Below are 17,355 nucleotides of genomic sequence, written 5' to 3' on the forward strand. Positions count from 1 at the left end.
AATCAATTAACGGAATACAATGACGGTCGCCCTAGAACTTGATTCATCCATGTAATGAATTACACGGTTTTCTCAAGGGGCGACTTTAAATAAATAAAAATAAAATAAAAACACAGAAAGCAGTTGAACCTCGCCCGGTCAGCCATTTTCTGTGTTTTTTCCTCTGTTTTGTTCTTCCTTATTCACCTGAAAACATCCACGAAATGACGTAAGGGCCTTTAAACACTTATAGTATATAGCGGAATCCAGCCCAAGTCCCCTGATAACCATTTTACACAAGAAAAAAGAGCAATCTTCACTTAAGCTAAGACTCTCTCGATAGAAAGAACCGCAGTAAGCTGGTGATTGCCCTTTTTTAAATATTAATCAAACAAGCCTAATTGTTCACAGGCTTTATAAATGCCGTCATTCCAGACTTCAGAAGTGATAATATCTGCAGTTTTCTTGACGTTATCGGTCCCATTACCCATGGCAACTGAGGTGCCAACCTTGGCCAACATTTCAAGATCGTTGTCGGCGTCACCGAAGGCATAAGTTTGTGAAATATCCATATTCAATATCTCAAGAACCCTGTCAATCCCGTTGGCTTTAGACACGTCGAATGGATAGATATCCAAATGAGTCGGCCCCGTTTGAACGACTTTCAATTCAGTTAACCAGTCGCTCACAGTCCGGATATTTTCAGTGGTTACGAGCATTTGAAGGACGTGTTCAGGATATTCACTATCATCCACAATCTTAAATGGTTCACCGTAATCCCTGGCATGAAAGACATTTGGTAGTAAATGGAGGCCTTTCTTGGTATCAAAAAAGCCTGGCACATCGCGGAAACGCATCTCGTCAACCGTTCGTTCAACTAGTGCTTGGTCAATATAGTTTTGATAAACAAGGTCATTTTCGATGTGAACTGCCTGACCATTTGAAGTGATAAATGAATCAATCTTCAATAAGTCACCCAAGTCCTGAGCTCGGTTCTTCCAGCGACCTGTCGCAATAATTGGCAGCACGCCATTGGCTTTTAACTTTTCAATGGCAAGGTAGGTTGACTCAGGAACCTTTTGTTCAATGGGTAAATGGTACTTGCTTGAGTCAAATAAGGTACCGTCAATATCAAAAAATGCCACTCGTTCAATCTTCATAGAAGAGCCTCCTGTAATTTTCTTACTTTCATTATAGCAGTTTACGCTTTCATTTGATCTGAGTGATTGCATTTACTAAAATATTTCTGCTTTCAATTGATCAATAATGGCTGCGAATTTCTTAGTATCCGCCATTGGCATCCGGTTGCTTTCTAATCTACCTGCTTTTAGATTGGCATGGACATGGGTAATTTCACCGTAAAAATCATCGACAATATTTAAAATTTCATTATTTGTGACCTTATCGTCTACAATTAAATCAAATTTAGTTGGTCGGTGGAAGTCATAAAGCACAATTTCCCCTTTACTTCCTGAAATCACTGCTTTTGCGTCTGTTAATCGGTCAAAACCTGATTCTAACACTGCTTCCTTACCGTTCACGTCAAATACAGCATTCACGTAAACTTCTACTTGACCATCATGTAACTTGTAATCCAAGTTTTTCAAGACAAATTCACCTGGCAAGAAGTCTTCTAGCAGGGCAATGTTATAGACCCCCATATCCAGTAAACAGCCACCTTGACCTTTTTCAAAATGGTAAGAGGCATTGGATTCATCGAATTTTCGGCATAAAGAAGTGGTTACCGCGTGGACTTCCCCAATTTCACCTTGTGCGACCAGCTCTTTCACCGCTTGATAAGCAGGTGTAAAGCGACTCTTCATGGCTTCCATAAAGAAAACGGGTTTAGCATTTAAAGCTGCTTCAATTTTTGAAACTTCAGCTTGGTTTATCGTCGCTGGTTTTTCACACAGAATGGCTTTGCCTGCTTGGATGGCTTTCAAGACCCATTCCAAATGGAATTTATGCGGTAAGGCAATGTAGACCGCGTCCACTTGGTTGTCGTCCAATAATTCTTGGTAAGACCCATAAGCCTTTTCACATGGATGGTTAGCTTTGAAAGTTTCAGCCTTTTCAAACGTCCGGTTGGCAACCGCGTATAATTCACCGTCAGTTACCTCCTCTAGACTATTCGCAAAACGGTTGGCAATATTTCCTGCACCGATAATTCCCCACTTAATCATCTAAAGCTCCTCTCTGGATTCGCGTAAACTTCTTGGCAATTTGTTCGTTATTTTTCTTGTAATTGGTCATAAAAATCATGGCAAATAAAACATTAAAAATATATTCAATGGCAATTTGCGAAGAGAAAGTCCCTATTTTCAAGGAGTCTGACCGCTCCAAATCAACAGTTGTCAGCCAATGGTCAGTCATCCCCGCTAAAACTTTAGCGTCTAGGGACGAAATCAAAATAGTTGGCACACTTTCAGCTTTCAAAATCTCAATAAATTGCTGGTACTTGACTGAATCCGCCCGGTAAGAGGTAAAAATGGCACAGTCAGTCTTTAAAATATTGGATGCTACCCAGGCCTCATCCGCGTATTCTTCAGCAATCACAATGAAAATCCCTAATTTAGCGAGCTTATTCTGAAAAGACCGGGCTGAAATTTGCGTGTCGCCTTTGGCAAAAATAAATATCCGTTTGGCATCTAGCATAGTTTTCACACAGGCTTCAAAAGTCTGTTCATCCAAATTGACTTGCATAGCTTCAATCGTCTGCTTGGTCAAACTAGCCATTTTGTTGGCAATGTCACTAGTCGAATCTTCCGGTACGAAGGGAAAATTGGCATCCACTGCCCCTTCTTTGAACCGGTCCTGCTGGGCATAGGCAATTAAAGCCACCCGGAAATCCCTGAAACCTTCATAACCTAGCTTTTGGGTAAAACGGACAATCGCTGAATGTGAGGTATAAGTTTTAGTCGCCAAGTCTCTTAAATTAAACTGGCTGGTCGCTAAGGGATTGCTCAAGATATAAGCCGCAATTCGCTTTTCATTGGGCGTAAATTTTTGGTCATTTTTAAGTGCTTGCACTAAATTCATTTTCTCACCTTCTCCTGAAAGGGTTTTCTACTCATAACATTGTACGCTATCTGCCTGAAAATTGGTATGGAGGATATCTTTTTGGTCAAAATGTTCAAAAACCCCCTTTCATTCGACACCTTCCTGGCAGTTACTACCAGAATAACCAAATCGCTATCATTTTCCCATCAATACCGCTATATTTAAGACAAATACATTTATGGAGGTTATATTCATGTTAAATATTGCTTATATCGGAAACGGTAAATCCACCAACCGCTACCACCTACCCTTCTCTAGTCGCCTACCGGAAATTGTCAACGTGCAAACGATTTACTCACGGTCTGGGAAAAGTGCTTGGCCAAGTCTTGACGGTGTTCATTACACGAGTAACCTAGATGATATCTACAAGGATGAAGCCATCAACCTAGTTGTCATTACAACACCTAACCCTACCCACCATGATTTAGCCAAACAAACTCTTGAAGCCGGTAAAAATGTATTGGTTGAAAAACCATTTGCGGAAACTCGTGACCAAGCCAAAGAGTTATTCGACTTAGCCAAAGAAAAAGGCCTATTCATCCAATGCTATCAAAATCGTCGCTACGATTCGGACTTCCTAACTACGCAAAAAGTCATCGAATCTGGCGTCCTTGGTGATTTGATCGAGGTTGAAATCCACTACGACCGCTATAATCCTGAATTTTCAGAAAATTCAACTTATAGTTTAATCGATTCCTATACATACGGCCTGGGTTCTCATTCCCTTGACCAAGCCATTTCTTACTTCGGCATGCCTGACGATGTCCACTTCGATACCCGTCAAATTCTTGGTTCCGGCAAATTAAACGACTACTTCGACTTTGATTTAAACTACGGCAATTTAAAAGTGGCAGTAGCCGGGTCATTAATGCGGTTTGAAGCCAGACCATCTTTTGCCATTTACGGAAAAAAAGGTGTCTTCATCAAGCAAACAAAAGACCGTCAAGAAGACCACTTGAAACTAAACTATACCCCTGACCAACCTGGTTTTGGCCAAGACTTGCCTGAACACTACGGCACTTTAACCTATCTCGATGACAATGGTGTCTACCACAAAGAAGCGGTTGTTACTGAAGTTGGCGACTACCGTCAAGTTTACCGCGATATTTATGAAACCATTATTAACGGCAAAGAGAAAGTCGTGAAAGACGAAGAAACCCTGTTAGTCATGCAAATTATGGAAGACGGTCAAGTCGGCTTACATTAATTTAGACCCTACTAAAGAAAGGAAATATATATGAAATTAGGAATATTGGGTGCTGGTAAGATTGTCGTAGATTTCCTATCAATGGTCCACGATATCCCAGCTATAGAATTGGTTGCCCTTTTGTCATCTGAAAGATCTTTGGCTAAAAACCAAGCGATGGCGGACGACCACGGAATCAACCAAGTTTTCACGGACCTAGACGCCTTATTAGCTAGCGATATCGATACCATCTATGTGGCCTTGCCCAACCATCTGCATTATGAATTTGCAAAAAAGGCACTATTGGCCAATAAAAACGTGATTTGTGAGAAGCCATTCACCTTAAACTTGGCAGAGCTAGAAGAACTGGAAGGAATCGCTCTGGAAAAAGATTTGGTATTAGTAGAGGCGATTACCAACCAACACTTCCAAAACTTCAAAGCACTAAAAGCAGATTTGGCTAAACTAGGAACTATTAAAATTGTTGAAGCCAACTACTCACAATATTCAAGCCGGTATGATGCTTTTATGGATGGTGAGATTTTACCAGCCTTTGATCCCAAAAAAGCTGGTGGTGCCTTAATGGACATCAATATTTACAACGTCCATTTACTGGTCGGCTTATTTGGCGCACCAAAATCAGCTACCTATTATGCCAATGTAGACCGGGGAATCGATACTTCGGGCATGTTGATTATGGATTTTGAAGATTTTAAAGCGGTCTGCATCGGGTCAAAAGATACCGACGCCCCAATTAGATCAACTATTCAAGGACGAAACGGTGCCTTAATTATCGATGGCCCAACCAATTCATTGGCTTCTTATGATTTGGCCTTGCGCGGAGAGACTTCACAAACAACCGACAAACGAATTCACAACCACCGCATGTATGAAGAATTTGTTGAATTTGAAGATATCATCCGTACTCACGATATGGACCGGGTCAAAGCAAACTTAGCCCACTCTAAAGCGGTTATGGCAGTCATTGACCAAGCCCTTACTTCAGCAGATTTACAATTAGGATAAGCACCACTAAAGTATACGACAAAAGCCTATGGCATCCACAATTGGAACCATAGGCTTTTCCTTTGTAAATTATTTTAATGCATTCAATGTTTCTAGTCCTAAGGCCACATCATCGGTAATGATATTGGTTACTTTAGCAGTAATTAGTTTTTCCATATCTTCAGCTCGGTTTACAGTATAGGTGTTAATCCAGATATTGTTGGCTGCAAGATTGTCAAAATCTTTTGACTCTAAAGTCATGAAGAATGGATGGTAAAATTCATGCCCGTGACTAGCGGTATAATCACCTGGGTTCAAAATGCCACTCATCGTTAAAAGACCCGTTTTTAAGGCCGGATTTACCTTTTTGGCATCATTCATGGTGTGGTGTTGGAAAGAAGATAGGACTACTCGATCAATTAAGTCATATTGTTGAATCAAGTCATTCACCTTTTCAACCAGACCATCATAACGGAAAATATTGGTTTTTAATTCAATATTGACCATGATGTCTAAGGGCTGGAACCACTTGAAAAATTCTTCAAGTGTTGGTATTTGAATGTCTTCATTTTCTTCAACTCGACCTTGGTATTTGCCGTAGAAATAGAAGGTTTTTAATTCCGCTAAGGTCATGTCCTTGATAAAACCCGTGCCATTTGACGTCCGGTCAATGGTTTCATCGTGACAAATCACGACCTGTTCATCACTCGTTAATTGTACATCAAGCTCAATACCCGTGATATCAAACTTAGCTGCTTCTTTAAAACCCAGCATGGTATTTTCAGGGAATAACTTTGAAAAGCCTCGGTGGGCAATAATGCCAGTCATAGGTTCACTCCTTATTCTTCGTGGTAACGACGGTTTAAGATTGAATTACCTGTTGTTTTATCAAATAAATATGCTTTATTTATATCAATTTGTAAATACACATCAGAATGTGTTGGCACTCTTCTCGCTGGACTTAAGCGCGCTGTCATTTCACATTCTGAAGAATGGAAATCAAAGTAAACGAAGGTATCTGCACCTACTTGTTCAACATTTTTAGTTTGAACTAAAATAGTCTGGTTATCAAAACGGTCATTCTTATATTCAAAGTGCTCTGGGCGTAAACCGATTTGAATTTCTTGACCAGTTGCTTCTACTAAAATGTTATCCTGCATCTCTTGAGCTAATGGGAAGATTTCCGCGCTTGATTCAATTGCCGTACCATTTTCAGTTTTCACTAAACGACCGTTGATTAAGTTCATTTGTGGACTGCCAATGAATTCCGCAACAAAACGGTTCACTGGATTATTGTATAAGTTTTCTGGTGTATCAAATTGTTCAACACGACCAGCATTTAAGACTGCAATACGCGTCCCCATTGTCATCGCTTCGGTTTGGTCATGTGTGACATAAATGAAGGTAGTTTGTAATTGACGGTGCAATTCAACGATTTCAGAACGCATCGATACACGTAATTTCGCATCCAAGTTTGATAATGGTTCATCTAACAAGAATACTTTTGGATTACGTACCATCGCACGACCTAAAGCCACACGTTGACGTTGTCCACCAGATAAGGCACCTGGCTTCTTGTCTAAGTATTCTGTTAGTTGTAGTGGTTTCGCTACTTCCTCAACTTTTGCATAACGTTCTTTTTTAGAAATACCTTCCATTTTCATTGCGAAGGCAATATTATCACGAACATTCATATGTGGGTATAAGGCGTATGATTGGAAAACCATTGCGATGTCACGGTCTTTTGCAGGTACGTTGTTGACAACATCATCACCAATACGTAATTCCCCTTCAGAAATAGTTTCTAATCCTGCGATCATTCGTAGAGTAGTCGATTTGCCGCAACCAGATGGTCCCACAAATACGATAAATTCTTTATCTTCGATGTCTAAATCGATATTATGGATTGCTTTAAATCCATCTTCATAAATTTTACCGACTTTATTTAATTGAACTTTTGCCATTCTATCCTCCTATTAACCTTTCACTGCCCCTGCAGTTAAACCTTTAACCATGTTCTTAGATCCGATAACAAAGATGGCTAGACTAGGTATCATTGAAATAATAACACCCGCTACCATTAAAACTAATGATTGTGAATCTACACTATTCAACATTGAAATCCCGATTTGAACAGTTCGCGCATTATCGTTATTCGTTACTAGTAACGGCCACATGTACATGTTCCAACCTGCAAGGAATGACTGAACGGCCATTGAACCAAGCGTTGGTCTCAGTAATGGAAACATAATTTCAAATACAAATCGTAAATCTTTACACCCATCCATTTTAGCTGCTTCATAAATTTCATAAGGGAAGTTTTGTAGCGCTTGTGTACATAAAAAGATGTTAAATGCTGAAGCCATAAATGGCAGGATCAATACAATAATTGAATCATTTAAGCCCCAGCCAGATACCATCAAGAATTGAGAGATAATTACCGCTTCACCTGGTACCATCATGGTAGAAAGGATTAAGGCATACACTAATTTACTGCCCTTAAAGTTTACAAATCTGAAAGCAAAACCGGCTAATAAAGATGTCAGAATCTGCAATAAGGTAACAGATGTTGCTACGATAATTGAGTTGACGATATAACGACCTAAAGGGGCGATATCAAAAACTTGAACGAAGTTTGTTAACGTTGGGTTTTGCGGGAATAGAATTGAACTTGGATCATATAATTCAGCTGATGGTTTCAAGGCCATTAATACGGCATAAATTAAAGGAAACATCATAAAAAGCCACATGATAACGTTAAGGGCAATTACGCCTATTTGTTGAACTCTTTGCTGCATCAAATATTTTTGATCTTGTTTATTACGGTTAGTAACTGCTGTTGAATTTGCTTGCGTGCTGGCCATTATTTATTACTCCTTCCTCGAATGATGAACATGATAATTGTTAAAATCATAATGATGACGAATAAAACAACTGATTCTGCTGAGGCAAATCCATACCGGTAATTCATAAAGGCATTCTTGTAAATATCGTAAACAATTACGTTCGTTGCTTCACCTGGACCTCCTTTAGTCAAGATATTGATTTGACCGAAACCTTGGAAGGCGTTAATCACATTGGTTACAATAACAAAGAAGAAAGTTGGCCCTAATGAAGGAATGGTAATATTGATAAATTTTTGAAAACCGTTGGCCCCATCAATTGAGGCACTTTCATATAAAGAATCATCAATACTCGCTAATCCAGAAGAGAAATATAAAAAGTTCATCCCTGAATTTAACCAGCCAGTTAAAATCCCTACAACTACAAGAGACCATGTTGGATGAGTTAAAAGGTTCTGATTGGTACCGATTAACTTGTTTATAATTCCTACTGTTGGGTTTAACATGACTTGGAAAATCATTGCCATACCTGCGGATGCAATAGCCATTGGCATCGCATAAGAGGTAGAGAAAAATCTAATCCCAGGAAATGACCGTTGACATAGCATAGCCGCTATTAGTCCAACTGTCACACCAAAAACTACAACAATCAAAACAAACTGGAATGATACCATCATAGAGTTCCAGAATGATTTACTGGCAAATAATTCAACATAGTTTCTCAATCCAAGAAACTGAGACATTTGACCGAAAGAATCTGTTAGATATAGCGAACGGAAAATCGTTTGGATAAAAGGCCAAAACATAAATATTGTTAAAACTAACAAAGCTGGTAACAAGTACATATAAGGTTGGATTCGTTCACCCAAGGTCTTCTTCGCTTTAATGATTACAATTTCATCTGTACGTTCCAAAATTGTGCTCCTTTCAAAATATAAAACAGCCGGAAAAAGCTTCCGGCTGTACAAAGTCTAAATCTTATTGATTCGTCGCATTGTAGTTTTCAAGCGCTGCATTTGTTTGTTCAGCCATATTTTGAACTGCCTCTTCTGCAGTGATTTCATCATTTAATAGACGCTCTAATTCTGCTTCGAAGTACATACGTGCTTCTTGGTTTACACCAGATAAAGCACCTTGATCTTCAGGTGTTGCATCATGTAATTGGTCAATCGCTGTTTGGAATTGAGGGAATTCTGCTAAGTTATCTTTGAATACTTGTTCGTCATGAGCATTTTTGTTTACAGGGAAGTAACCTGTATCTGCATTCCATTGCGCTTGAACTTCAGGCGTTACTAGGTATTGCATGAAGTCCCAAGTAGCATCTTTCTTAGCTTCGTCTTCAGATTCGATCATCCATAGAGACGCACCACCGATTGAAACGCCACCTTCATCTTCCGCAGATAATGCTGGGAAGTAAGCAGTACCTACTTCGAATCGGCCGTCAACTTCTGTTAAGATTTGACGTAATGTTGCTGTTGAAGCTAAAGTGATTGCTGATTGACCTGAAACGAACTCAGCTTGTCCACCTGTACGTCCTACGTTAGGTGCAACACCTTCATTTTGTGCTTTTTTCCAAGTTTCTAAGGCACGTAACATGCTACCGTTTTGGTCGAATACAACTTCTGTTGGTGCAGCTTCACGGCCGTTACCATTGTTGTACATGTCTTCTTCAGTTTTGTTGATAAATTGCTCAACGTACCAACCATAGATAGTTAATGACATTGGCATTTCAACGCCTGCTTCAGTTAATTGTGGTGAAATTTCAATAATTTCTTCAAATGTAGTTGGTACTTCTTCGATACCAGCTTGCTCAAATAGGTCCGCATTGTAGTACATTAGCGGTGTAGATGAGTTGAATGGCATAGAGTATAAAGTATCATCTTTCGTATAGTAAGCTAATAAGTTTTCTTCTAAGTCACCTAATTCAAATCCAGATTCGTCAACGTAATCTTGAACAGGTACTGTTAAACCTGAATCGATCATGAAAGTCATCCCTTGTTCAAATACTTGAACTAAGTCGGCCCCAACATCAGAACCAGATGCAGATGAACGTAATTTTGTTAATGTTTCATCATAAGTTCCTTGATATTGGGCATTTACGAAAACTTCATCTTGCGACTCGTTGTATTGGTCAACGATTTTTTGTAGTGCTTCACCAGTAGATCCACCCATACCGTGCCAGAATACTAATTCAGTTTCGCCTTCTGCAGCACCAGTAGATGCGTTAGATGACACAGAATCTGCACTACCATTTCCACATGCAGCTAATAATGCAGTTGATAGTAACCCCACACCAAAGCGCATAACATTCTTGTTAAATTTCATTGTCCTTATTTCCTCCCGAAAAATTGATCTCAAATTTTTAACTCCGCTATTTATCTTAAACTACCAATATTAACTTCCAATCAAGTTTCAGTATTAGTTTTGAAAATAATCAGTAAAGTCTTTAATTCGAATTTTTTACACTTAAATGATTTTATATACCATAAAAAAACGATTGAAACCCTTTAACAATGCCAGAACAAGTGCATTTATATATTGCGCAATTTTAAAACTAGATAAAATTCTTGTAAATATTCAGTGAATTCTTTACAAATACGAGCTTGTATCGAAAATCTCACTAATTTTAGTCGCTAATACTAACAAATAATTTTGCACGTCAAATCACTAGATGCATTTTCCCAATTCCTTCCCCCTTTTGATTTAATTTTTTTGGCTTCTAGGTTATGATATAGGGAATTCATTTTGCAAGGAGGATGGTCATTTATGACACAATTACATCAATGTAGTATGGCCGATGTGGATGAGCTAAGAGCTGTCTCTATCGAAACCTATACGGATACTTTTGGAGAATTTAATTCAGACGAAAATATGCGGGTTTACTTGGAGGATGCCTACAACCGCGATAAGTTGCTAGCTGAATTAGCAGAACCTAACAGCCAATTCTTCTTTTTGAAGGAGAATAATGAAACAGTTGGCTACTTGAAACTCAATCTTGGGGATGCCCAGACTGAATACATAGGTGACAACTTACTTGAGGTTGAAAGGATTTATGTGCGGACAGCCTTTCTACGTAATGGTTACGGAACCAAACTAATTCAAACGGCTGAAGAAACCGCACGTGAACTTGGTGTAAACGGTATGTGGCTTGGCGTTTGGGAACATAACCAACGTGCCCTAAATTTCTATAGCAAAATGGGCTTCCGTCACATAAGCCAACATTCTTTCTTCATGGCTGACGATGAACAAATTGATTTAATATACTATAAAGACCTATAGGAAAAATGATTTAATTATATAGAAAATCCCTGAACATGGTGTAAAGCCCCCCAAAAGTTAGATTTTTGGTCTAACTTTAGGGAGGCTCTACAATTATCCTTCCAAAATATTCTTTGTAATGAATCTTTATAAGCAATTTTAGTTTAAAAATACACTTTAACAGCAAATTGATCAACTTGAAGGTCATGTAGTACAAAAGCACCCTTACGCTTAACGGATAAGAGGTGCTTCTTTTCATCTACTTAATGTGATTAATATGAAATTTATCATACTTATGGAAAATGCTTGTATCAAGACTCAGAGGTTGAGAATAATATAAGCCCCCGTCCCAACGATTCCAGCTATAAGAATACCCGCAAATGTCTGAATACAAGCTTCTAGAATTTTTTTAGCACAATAATTAGCAAACGTATCTTTAGCATAATATTTAGCAATGGCGATACTAGCTGATAGCATCACTATAAGTAAGACCCAAAGAAATAAAAATGTTAAAAATGCTACATTCCATATAACATTATCCCCATTTTCTGTTAGATCTACGCACACTTTTATTACAAACAGCGATAAGAAGAATAGAACAATACCAACAACAAAAATACGTATAAACGTCAATGCTAGATTCGTCTGTTCTACTGCTTTCTCTCGAATTTTTGTTTTTTCTTTTAAAGGATTATTCTCATTTTTCATTCTAAATTTCCCTTTCTTCAAACATTAACAATTTTTTGTTTCTAAGATTTTGAAATCTTTCTTTAATGATACGCTTAATTTACCACCCTAAACTAAATTTTTCATATATAACAATTTCACCACTATTTATCTACTATATGAAATCAGTCTATTTTAAGTAATCCAAATCGTATCTTTCTTAATACAGTATATAATTGAAAAACTGAAGTATCTGACCTACTAAACAATTTAAGCCCAAAATAAGCCCATAGCTCAAAAATAAGACCCTACAAAACCTATAATAATAAGGTTTGTAAGGTCATTTGTTTTTATTCCCACTCGATTGTTGCAGGTGGCTTGCTAGTAATGTCTAAGACTACGCGGTTGATGTGTGCACATTCGTTTACGATACGTTTAGAAATGGTGTCTAATGCGTCGTAAGGGATGCGAGCCCATTCAGATGTCATACCGTCGATTGAGGTTACGGCACGTATACCAATTGTGTATTCGTAAGTACGCTCGTCACCCATTACCCCTACTGATTTGAAACCAGGTAGGACTGTAAAGTATTGCCAGATGTCGCCTTCTAGACCTTGTTTTCTAATTTCATCACGTAAGATGAAGTCAGATTCACGAACGACTTCTAGTTTTTCAGGTGTTACTTCACCGATAATACGGATAGCTAAACCTGGCCCTGGGAACGGTTGACGCCAAACGATTTTATCTGGCATACCTAGTTCTGTCCCTACTGCACGTACTTCATCTTTAAATAAGGTATTTAAAGGTTCGATCAATGAGAAAGTCATGTCTTCTGGTAAGCCACCAACGTTATGGTGAGACTTGATGGTTTGCGCTGTATCTGTACCTGACTCAATAACGTCTGTGTATAAAGTACCTTGCGCTAAATAATCAACGTCTTTAATTTTTTGGGCTTCGTCGTCAAATACGTAAACAAATTCGTTACCGATAATTTTACGTTTACGTTCTGGGTCAGATACGCCAGCTAATTTGCTTAGGAAGCGGTCTTCAGCATCTACTTTGATGATGTTTAAACCAAATTTACCACCTAGTGTTTCCATTACTTCTTCTGCTTCGTTTTTACGTAATAAACCGTGGTCTACGAAGATACAAGTTAATTGGTCACCAATGGCTTTTTGTAATAATACACCAACAACAGATGAGTCTACCCCACCAGAAAGGCCAAGTAATACTTTACCTTCGCCGACTAATTCGCGGATTTCTTGGATTTTAATATCGATGAATTTTTCCATCGTCCATGATCCTTGTGCGCCACAAATGTCGAAGACGAAGTTACGTAACATATCGTTACCGTGAACTGATGCTCGTACTTCTGGATGGAATTGGAAACCATAGAATTGTTTTTCAGTATTTTCAAAGGCTGCTACTGGACTATGTTCACCGCGTGCAGTAACTTCAAATCCTGCTGGAATTTCTTCAATACGGTCAGAATGGCTCATTAACACTAATTCTTCTGCTTCTAACCCCTTAAAAATGGCTGAATCTGCTTTATCAATAAATAACGATTGTTGACCATATTCACGTTTATCGGAGCGAGCGACTACCCCACCATTTTTAAATGTCATTAATTGCATACCATAGCAAATCCCTAAAACTGGAATTCCTAAATCAAATACTGCTTCATCAATTGAAAAAGCACCATCTGCATACACTGACATTGGACCACCCGATAGGATAATTCCTTTAACATTACCTTTCGCCATAATTTCGTCAGCTGTTAGTTTATGTGATAATAGTTCTGAATAAACGCCAAACTCACGAATACGACGTGTAATCAATTGGTTATATTGACTACCGTAATCAAGTACAATGATTTTTTCAATATCTTGCATTGATTGTTGGACACTCATGTTTTCACTTCCTTTTTCGAATTTCATATTTATTCTAGCATTTAACATTTGTGATTACTAGGATTTTATCGATGTTAATTAAAATATTGTTCGGATTCTAATCTGGGAACCTTTAATAATTTGATAAATTTATACTTAATTCGTTTTCAAAGGTGTTGGCACCTGTAAATATTGTATATAATAGAAAAGAATAGGAGTGAAAGTATGAAAAAAGCGACTGGTAAAGCCAACGGGAAAATCATTATTATGGGTGAACATGCCGTGGTTCATGGGTATCCATCTGTAGCCCTACCCTTTCATGCGGTAGAAATGACAGTCACCATTGAACAGATTCAAACCAATGCTTATTTGGTGAGTGACTTATATGAAGGACCACTCCACCAAGCACCATCTGATTTACAGAACTTGCTAGCTGTTTATGACCAATTACGGGCGAATTTAATGACCCAAAACCAGAGTCACTGGCTGATCAATATCCACTCATCTATACCCGCTGAGCGTGGTATGGGTTCTTCAGCAGCTATGGCAACGGCTTTGGTCCGCGCTTTCTACAATTACTATGAACTCCCGCTTACAGAAGACCAACTATTAAAATACGTAGACTTATCTGAAAAAATTAGTCACGGCAATCCTTCTGGTTTGGATGCACGCGTAGCCGGTCTTGGTGTGCCTTTGATTTATCAAAAAAATCAACCAATGACGATTGTTCATTTCGACACCCCTTATTGGTTGGTGGTTGCGGATACTGGTATTCACGGTAACACTAAAAATGCAGTATCTGACGTGGCAGCTGGCTTGAATTCAGCCTTTATTACCCGCCGACAAGCTGTTGAACATAACTTGCGTCAGCTTGGTGAAGCCGCTACGCGCTTTATTGATTTAGTTGAATTAGATTCTGCTAAAATGGCCAATGACCAGTGGTTTACGGCTATTTGTCGCACGTTTAAGGATGCCCACCAGCACTTGCGGGCTTTACAGGTATCCAGTCCTGAACTTGAAGCGGGCGTCACTTTTGCGGAAGCGAATGGAGCCGGCGCAGCCAAGCTAACTGGTGGTGGACGTGGGGGTTGCTATTTCGCCTTGTGTGACAGCAAGGACAAGGCTGCCCTTTTGGCTAAAGCTTTAAAAGAGGAGAATATGGCGGTGGCGAGCTGGGTGGTGCCTTTTAAATCTTCACCTATAGATGATAATGCCGGCGAATAGTGGGCGTAATCTGTAAAAATCGGTTATAATAAGGGAAAGAAAATTTTTTGAGGGAGAATCGAGATGTCAGTTTTTCAAGGCGCTTACCGGGCGCACACCAATATTGCATTAATTAAATATTGGGGTAAGGCGAATAAGGACCTATTTATCCCCACTACATCTAGTTTGTCGCTCACTTTAGACGCCTTGTATACAGACACGCGCGTGACTTTTTCGAGTGGTTTGGACGCAGATGTTTTCTATTTAAACAATCAATTAGGCAATGAAGCGGATACGGCAAAAATCAGCAAGTTTTTAGACATGTTTAGAGCAGAAGCTGGCCTAGACTTGCGCGCTAAGGTAGAAAGTGTCAATCATGTGCCCACTGCGGCTGGATTGGCTTCTTCTTCATCGGCATTTTCGGCCCTAGCGGCGGCTACTAGACAGGCTTTGAATTTAGAAGATCAGATTTCTGACCAGGCCCTATCGACATTTGCGCGGCGAGGTTCTGGTTCAGCAACCCGGTCCATTTTTGGTGGCTTTGTTGAATGGCAAAAAGGGACCAGCAATGAAAACTCTATGGCAGTTGAAATTGACGACGCCTCTTGGGATGTTGGTATGGTCATTATGGCCATTAACACCGCTGAGAAACGCGTGTCTTCTCGTGAAGGGATGGCCCATACCTTGCGGACGTCGCCTTTCTACCAGGAGTGGGTACGTCAAAATATGATTGATTTAGAACGGATTAAAGCGGCAATTGCCGAGCAAGATTTCCTATTGATGGGTGAAATTGCTGAAGCCAACGCCATGCGGATGCATGCAACAACTATGGCTTCTGATCCGTCATTCACTTATTTCGAACCAGATACTATTAAAGCCATTCAAGCAGTCCAAGATTTACGGAAAACTGGCGTATTGGCTTACTATACAATTGACGCTGGACCGAACGTGAAAGTTTTATGTAAAGCGAGCCAGATGGACGAGGTGGAAGCCTTTTTTGCAGAACGGTTTAAGGATATGAACTTTATCCAAACGACTGCTGGACCTGGGATTAAACCCTTAGATAGATGGGAGTATGACGATGGCGCAATCTTATAATGATAGCACGATAATCCATACGAATAACGATAAAGATGCCATCAAGGTGGCCGTACCGGGGAAATTATTCCTTGCGGGCGAATATGCAGTGGTGAGTTCTGGCCAAGCTGCCTTGTTAACGACTATTGACGCCTTCTTACACCTTACTTTAGAGGCAAATTCCGGGCAAAATGGCTATTTAATCACCAACCAAGCTGACCATCCACTTGCTTGGACCTACGACGTCAATGGACAAGTCGTTTCTAACGACCCAGAAGCTGGCGAATTCCCATTAATCTGGCAAGCTATACAAACTGTGATGGCATATGCTGAAGCGGTAGGTATGAAATCGGCAGCGATGCCTGATTACTTTGATTTGAAGATTCAGTCCGATTTGGATGCTGCTGACGGAACCAAATATGGTTTAGGTTCATCTGGTGCCATCTCTGTAGCTGTCGTTTCGGCCCTGTTAAAATTTTATAAGTTAGACCAAGATATTACGGAATCGCAGTGGGTCTACCGGGTCTTTAAACTGGTCGCAATTACTCAGGCGCAATTGGGCATGGTAGGATCACTTGGAGATGTTGCAGCCAGCACACAAACGGGGGTCATCTACTACCAAAACTTTGACCGGGAATGGTTTGACCAACAAGCCAAGTCAACTGGGCAAGAAATCCATGCCTTAATCGAAGAATTTTGGCCCGAGTTGATGATTGAACAATTGCCGATTGACCCAGACTGGACTTTATCCCTAGTTTGGTCTAAAGAAAAGGCATCGACTGAAGACTTATTAAAAATGGTAGCCCACCATATTTCTGAACGGGAACTGGAAGAAATCATGGCCAGTTTTAAACAATTGGCCAAACGGCAAGTTTTAATGGCTAAGGCAGCTATCCAAATGAATGAATGGTCTTTATTCAAATCAGCCATCAAAGATAATTTCGACAACATTCTAACGTATACCCAAACACTGAATAAGCCTTATTTGACCAAGTCCTTTAAGAAAGCATTGAAGTTAGTCACATCAGAAAAAACCGTCGCCAAAATTTCTGGGGCGGGGGCTGGAGACTGTGCCTACGCGATTTCTAGTCAAGCTGACGAGGCCAAAGCCATCCAAGGCTTATGGCGAGAAAACGACCTAGTCGTTCTCCCCTTCGCTTTCTGGCAAAGAAATGAACAGGAGAGATAG

16 protein-coding genes are annotated in these 17,355 nt (G+C 39.6%); 6 read left to right on the forward strand and 10 right to left on the reverse strand.

The genetic code is table 11. The annotated features are described in order from the left end of the window. Positions 1-362 precede the first annotated feature (362 nt). From ACUW85_RS04050 to ACUW85_RS04060, 3 genes are all read right to left on the reverse strand, one after another. Positions 363-1,139 (reverse strand): Cof-type HAD-IIB family hydrolase, encoded by a 777-nt coding sequence (locus ACUW85_RS04050; RefSeq protein WP_259345378.1) that lies wholly within the window; start codon positions 1,137-1,139, stop codon positions 363-365. 75 nt (positions 1,140-1,214) lie between these two features. Then, positions 1,215-2,162: a Gfo/Idh/MocA family protein gene (locus tag ACUW85_RS04055; RefSeq protein ID WP_182023366.1), complete on the reverse strand. Its 948-nt coding sequence runs from the start codon at positions 2,160-2,162 to the stop codon at positions 1,215-1,217. Further along, positions 2,155-3,018 (reverse strand): MurR/RpiR family transcriptional regulator, encoded by an 864-nt coding sequence (locus ACUW85_RS04060; protein ID WP_182023365.1) that lies wholly within the window; start codon positions 3,016-3,018, stop codon positions 2,155-2,157. Before ACUW85_RS04060 ends, ACUW85_RS04055 begins: the two co-directional genes overlap by 8 nt. A 214-nt stretch (positions 3,019-3,232) precedes the next feature. Here ACUW85_RS04060 and ACUW85_RS04065 point away from each other — a divergent pair, with 214 nt between their 5' ends. Continuing rightward, positions 3,233-4,246 (forward strand): Gfo/Idh/MocA family oxidoreductase, encoded by a 1,014-nt coding sequence (locus ACUW85_RS04065; RefSeq protein WP_149358026.1) that lies wholly within the window; start codon positions 3,233-3,235, stop codon positions 4,244-4,246. Between the two features lie 30 nt (positions 4,247-4,276). Next, complete coding sequence (locus tag ACUW85_RS04070; RefSeq protein ID WP_182023364.1) at positions 4,277-5,251, forward strand: Gfo/Idh/MocA family protein; 975 nt, start codon at positions 4,277-4,279, stop codon at positions 5,249-5,251. Between the two features lie 69 nt (positions 5,252-5,320). Here ACUW85_RS04070 and ACUW85_RS04075 read toward each other — a convergent pair whose 3' ends face one another. From ACUW85_RS04075 to ACUW85_RS04095, 5 genes are all read right to left on the reverse strand, one after another. Beyond that, the gene (locus tag ACUW85_RS04075; protein ID WP_182023363.1) at positions 5,321-6,058 is read right to left on the reverse strand and encodes a glycerophosphodiester phosphodiesterase; all 738 of its coding nucleotides are present in this window, start codon (positions 6,056-6,058) and stop codon (positions 5,321-5,323) included. Between the two features lie 11 nt (positions 6,059-6,069). Then, positions 6,070-7,194, reverse strand: a complete 1,125-nt coding sequence (locus ACUW85_RS04080; RefSeq protein ID WP_182023362.1) for an ABC transporter ATP-binding protein — start codon at positions 7,192-7,194, stop codon at positions 6,070-6,072. A 12-nt stretch (positions 7,195-7,206) separates the two neighbouring features. Then, positions 7,207-8,094 (reverse strand): carbohydrate ABC transporter permease, encoded by an 888-nt coding sequence (locus ACUW85_RS04085; RefSeq protein ID WP_182023361.1) that lies wholly within the window; start codon positions 8,092-8,094, stop codon positions 7,207-7,209. Next, on the reverse strand, positions 8,094-8,987 hold the full coding sequence (locus ACUW85_RS04090) for a carbohydrate ABC transporter permease (protein WP_182023360.1): 894 nt from the start codon (positions 8,985-8,987) through the stop codon (positions 8,094-8,096). Before ACUW85_RS04090 ends, ACUW85_RS04085 begins: the two co-directional genes overlap by 1 nt. Positions 8,988-9,051: 64 nt before the next feature. Further along, a complete protein-coding gene (locus tag ACUW85_RS04095) occupies positions 9,052-10,398 on the reverse strand; it encodes an ABC transporter substrate-binding protein (RefSeq protein WP_182023359.1) in 1,347 nt (448 codons plus the stop codon). A gap of 441 nt (positions 10,399-10,839) precedes the next feature. On the opposite strand from ACUW85_RS04095, the gene ACUW85_RS04100 reads away from it, so the two are divergent. Next, positions 10,840-11,352 carry a GNAT family N-acetyltransferase gene (locus tag ACUW85_RS04100; RefSeq protein WP_182023358.1) on the forward strand — a complete coding sequence of 171 codons (513 nt, stop codon included), beginning with the start codon at positions 10,840-10,842 and terminating at the stop codon, positions 11,350-11,352. Between the two features lie 297 nt (positions 11,353-11,649). Here ACUW85_RS04100 and ACUW85_RS04105 read toward each other — a convergent pair whose 3' ends face one another. Both ACUW85_RS04105 and guaA read right to left on the reverse strand, forming a co-directional pair. Then, complete coding sequence (locus ACUW85_RS04105) at positions 11,650-12,039, reverse strand: hypothetical protein (protein ID WP_182023357.1); 390 nt, start codon at positions 12,037-12,039, stop codon at positions 11,650-11,652. A 308-nt stretch (positions 12,040-12,347) separates the two neighbouring features. Then, positions 12,348-13,907, reverse strand: a complete 1,560-nt coding sequence (guaA, locus tag ACUW85_RS04110; RefSeq protein ID WP_259345377.1) for a glutamine-hydrolyzing GMP synthase — start codon at positions 13,905-13,907, stop codon at positions 12,348-12,350. 204 nt (positions 13,908-14,111) lie between these two features. On the opposite strand from guaA, the gene mvk reads away from it, so the two are divergent. The 3 genes from mvk (at position 14,112) to ACUW85_RS04125 (ending at position 17,355) form a co-directional block, all read left to right on the forward strand. Beyond that, positions 14,112-15,110 (forward strand): mevalonate kinase, encoded by a 999-nt coding sequence (gene mvk / locus ACUW85_RS04115; RefSeq protein ID WP_154837656.1) that lies wholly within the window; start codon positions 14,112-14,114, stop codon positions 15,108-15,110. 63 nt (positions 15,111-15,173) lie between these two features. Next, complete coding sequence (mvaD, locus tag ACUW85_RS04120) at positions 15,174-16,187, forward strand: diphosphomevalonate decarboxylase (RefSeq protein ID WP_182023356.1); 1,014 nt, start codon at positions 15,174-15,176, stop codon at positions 16,185-16,187. Further along, a complete protein-coding gene (locus ACUW85_RS04125) occupies positions 16,171-17,355 on the forward strand; it encodes a phosphomevalonate kinase (RefSeq protein WP_182023355.1) in 1,185 nt (394 codons plus the stop codon). Before mvaD ends, ACUW85_RS04125 begins: the two co-directional genes overlap by 17 nt.

Source organism: Aerococcus sp. 150760013-2 (assembly GCF_053627715.1).

Bases quoted from the DNA above. Each gene is read 5' to 3' on its own strand.
- ACUW85_RS04050 (WP_259345378.1), bottom strand. From the start codon at position 1,139: ATGAAGATTGAACGAGTGGCATTTTTTGATATTGACGGTACCTTATTT.
- ACUW85_RS04055 (WP_182023366.1), bottom strand. From the start codon at position 2,162: ATGATTAAGTGGGGAATTATCGGTGCAGGAAATATTGCCAACCGTTTT.
- ACUW85_RS04060 (WP_182023365.1), bottom strand. From the start codon at position 3,018: ATGAATTTAGTGCAAGCACTTAAAAATGACCAAAAATTTACGCCCAAT.
- ACUW85_RS04065 (WP_149358026.1), top strand. From the start codon at position 3,233: ATGTTAAATATTGCTTATATCGGAAACGGTAAATCCACCAACCGCTAC.
- ACUW85_RS04070 (WP_182023364.1), top strand. From the start codon at position 4,277: ATGAAATTAGGAATATTGGGTGCTGGTAAGATTGTCGTAGATTTCCTA.
- ACUW85_RS04075 (WP_182023363.1), bottom strand. From the start codon at position 6,058: ATGACTGGCATTATTGCCCACCGAGGCTTTTCAAAGTTATTCCCTGAA.
- ACUW85_RS04080 (WP_182023362.1), bottom strand. From the start codon at position 7,194: ATGGCAAAAGTTCAATTAAATAAAGTCGGTAAAATTTATGAAGATGGA.
- ACUW85_RS04085 (WP_182023361.1), bottom strand. From the start codon at position 8,094: ATGGCCAGCACGCAAGCAAATTCAACAGCAGTTACTAACCGTAATAAA.
- ACUW85_RS04095 (WP_182023359.1), bottom strand. From the start codon at position 10,398: ATGAAATTTAACAAGAATGTTATGCGCTTTGGTGTGGGGTTACTATCA.
- ACUW85_RS04100 (WP_182023358.1), top strand. From the start codon at position 10,840: ATGACACAATTACATCAATGTAGTATGGCCGATGTGGATGAGCTAAGA.
- ACUW85_RS04105 (WP_182023357.1), bottom strand. From the start codon at position 12,039: ATGAAAAATGAGAATAATCCTTTAAAAGAAAAAACAAAAATTCGAGAG.
- guaA (WP_259345377.1), bottom strand. From the start codon at position 13,907: ATGAGTGTCCAACAATCAATGCAAGATATTGAAAAAATCATTGTACTT.
- mvk (WP_154837656.1), top strand. From the start codon at position 14,112: ATGAAAAAAGCGACTGGTAAAGCCAACGGGAAAATCATTATTATGGGT.
- mvaD (WP_182023356.1), top strand. From the start codon at position 15,174: ATGTCAGTTTTTCAAGGCGCTTACCGGGCGCACACCAATATTGCATTA.
- ACUW85_RS04125 (WP_182023355.1), top strand. From the start codon at position 16,171: ATGGCGCAATCTTATAATGATAGCACGATAATCCATACGAATAACGAT.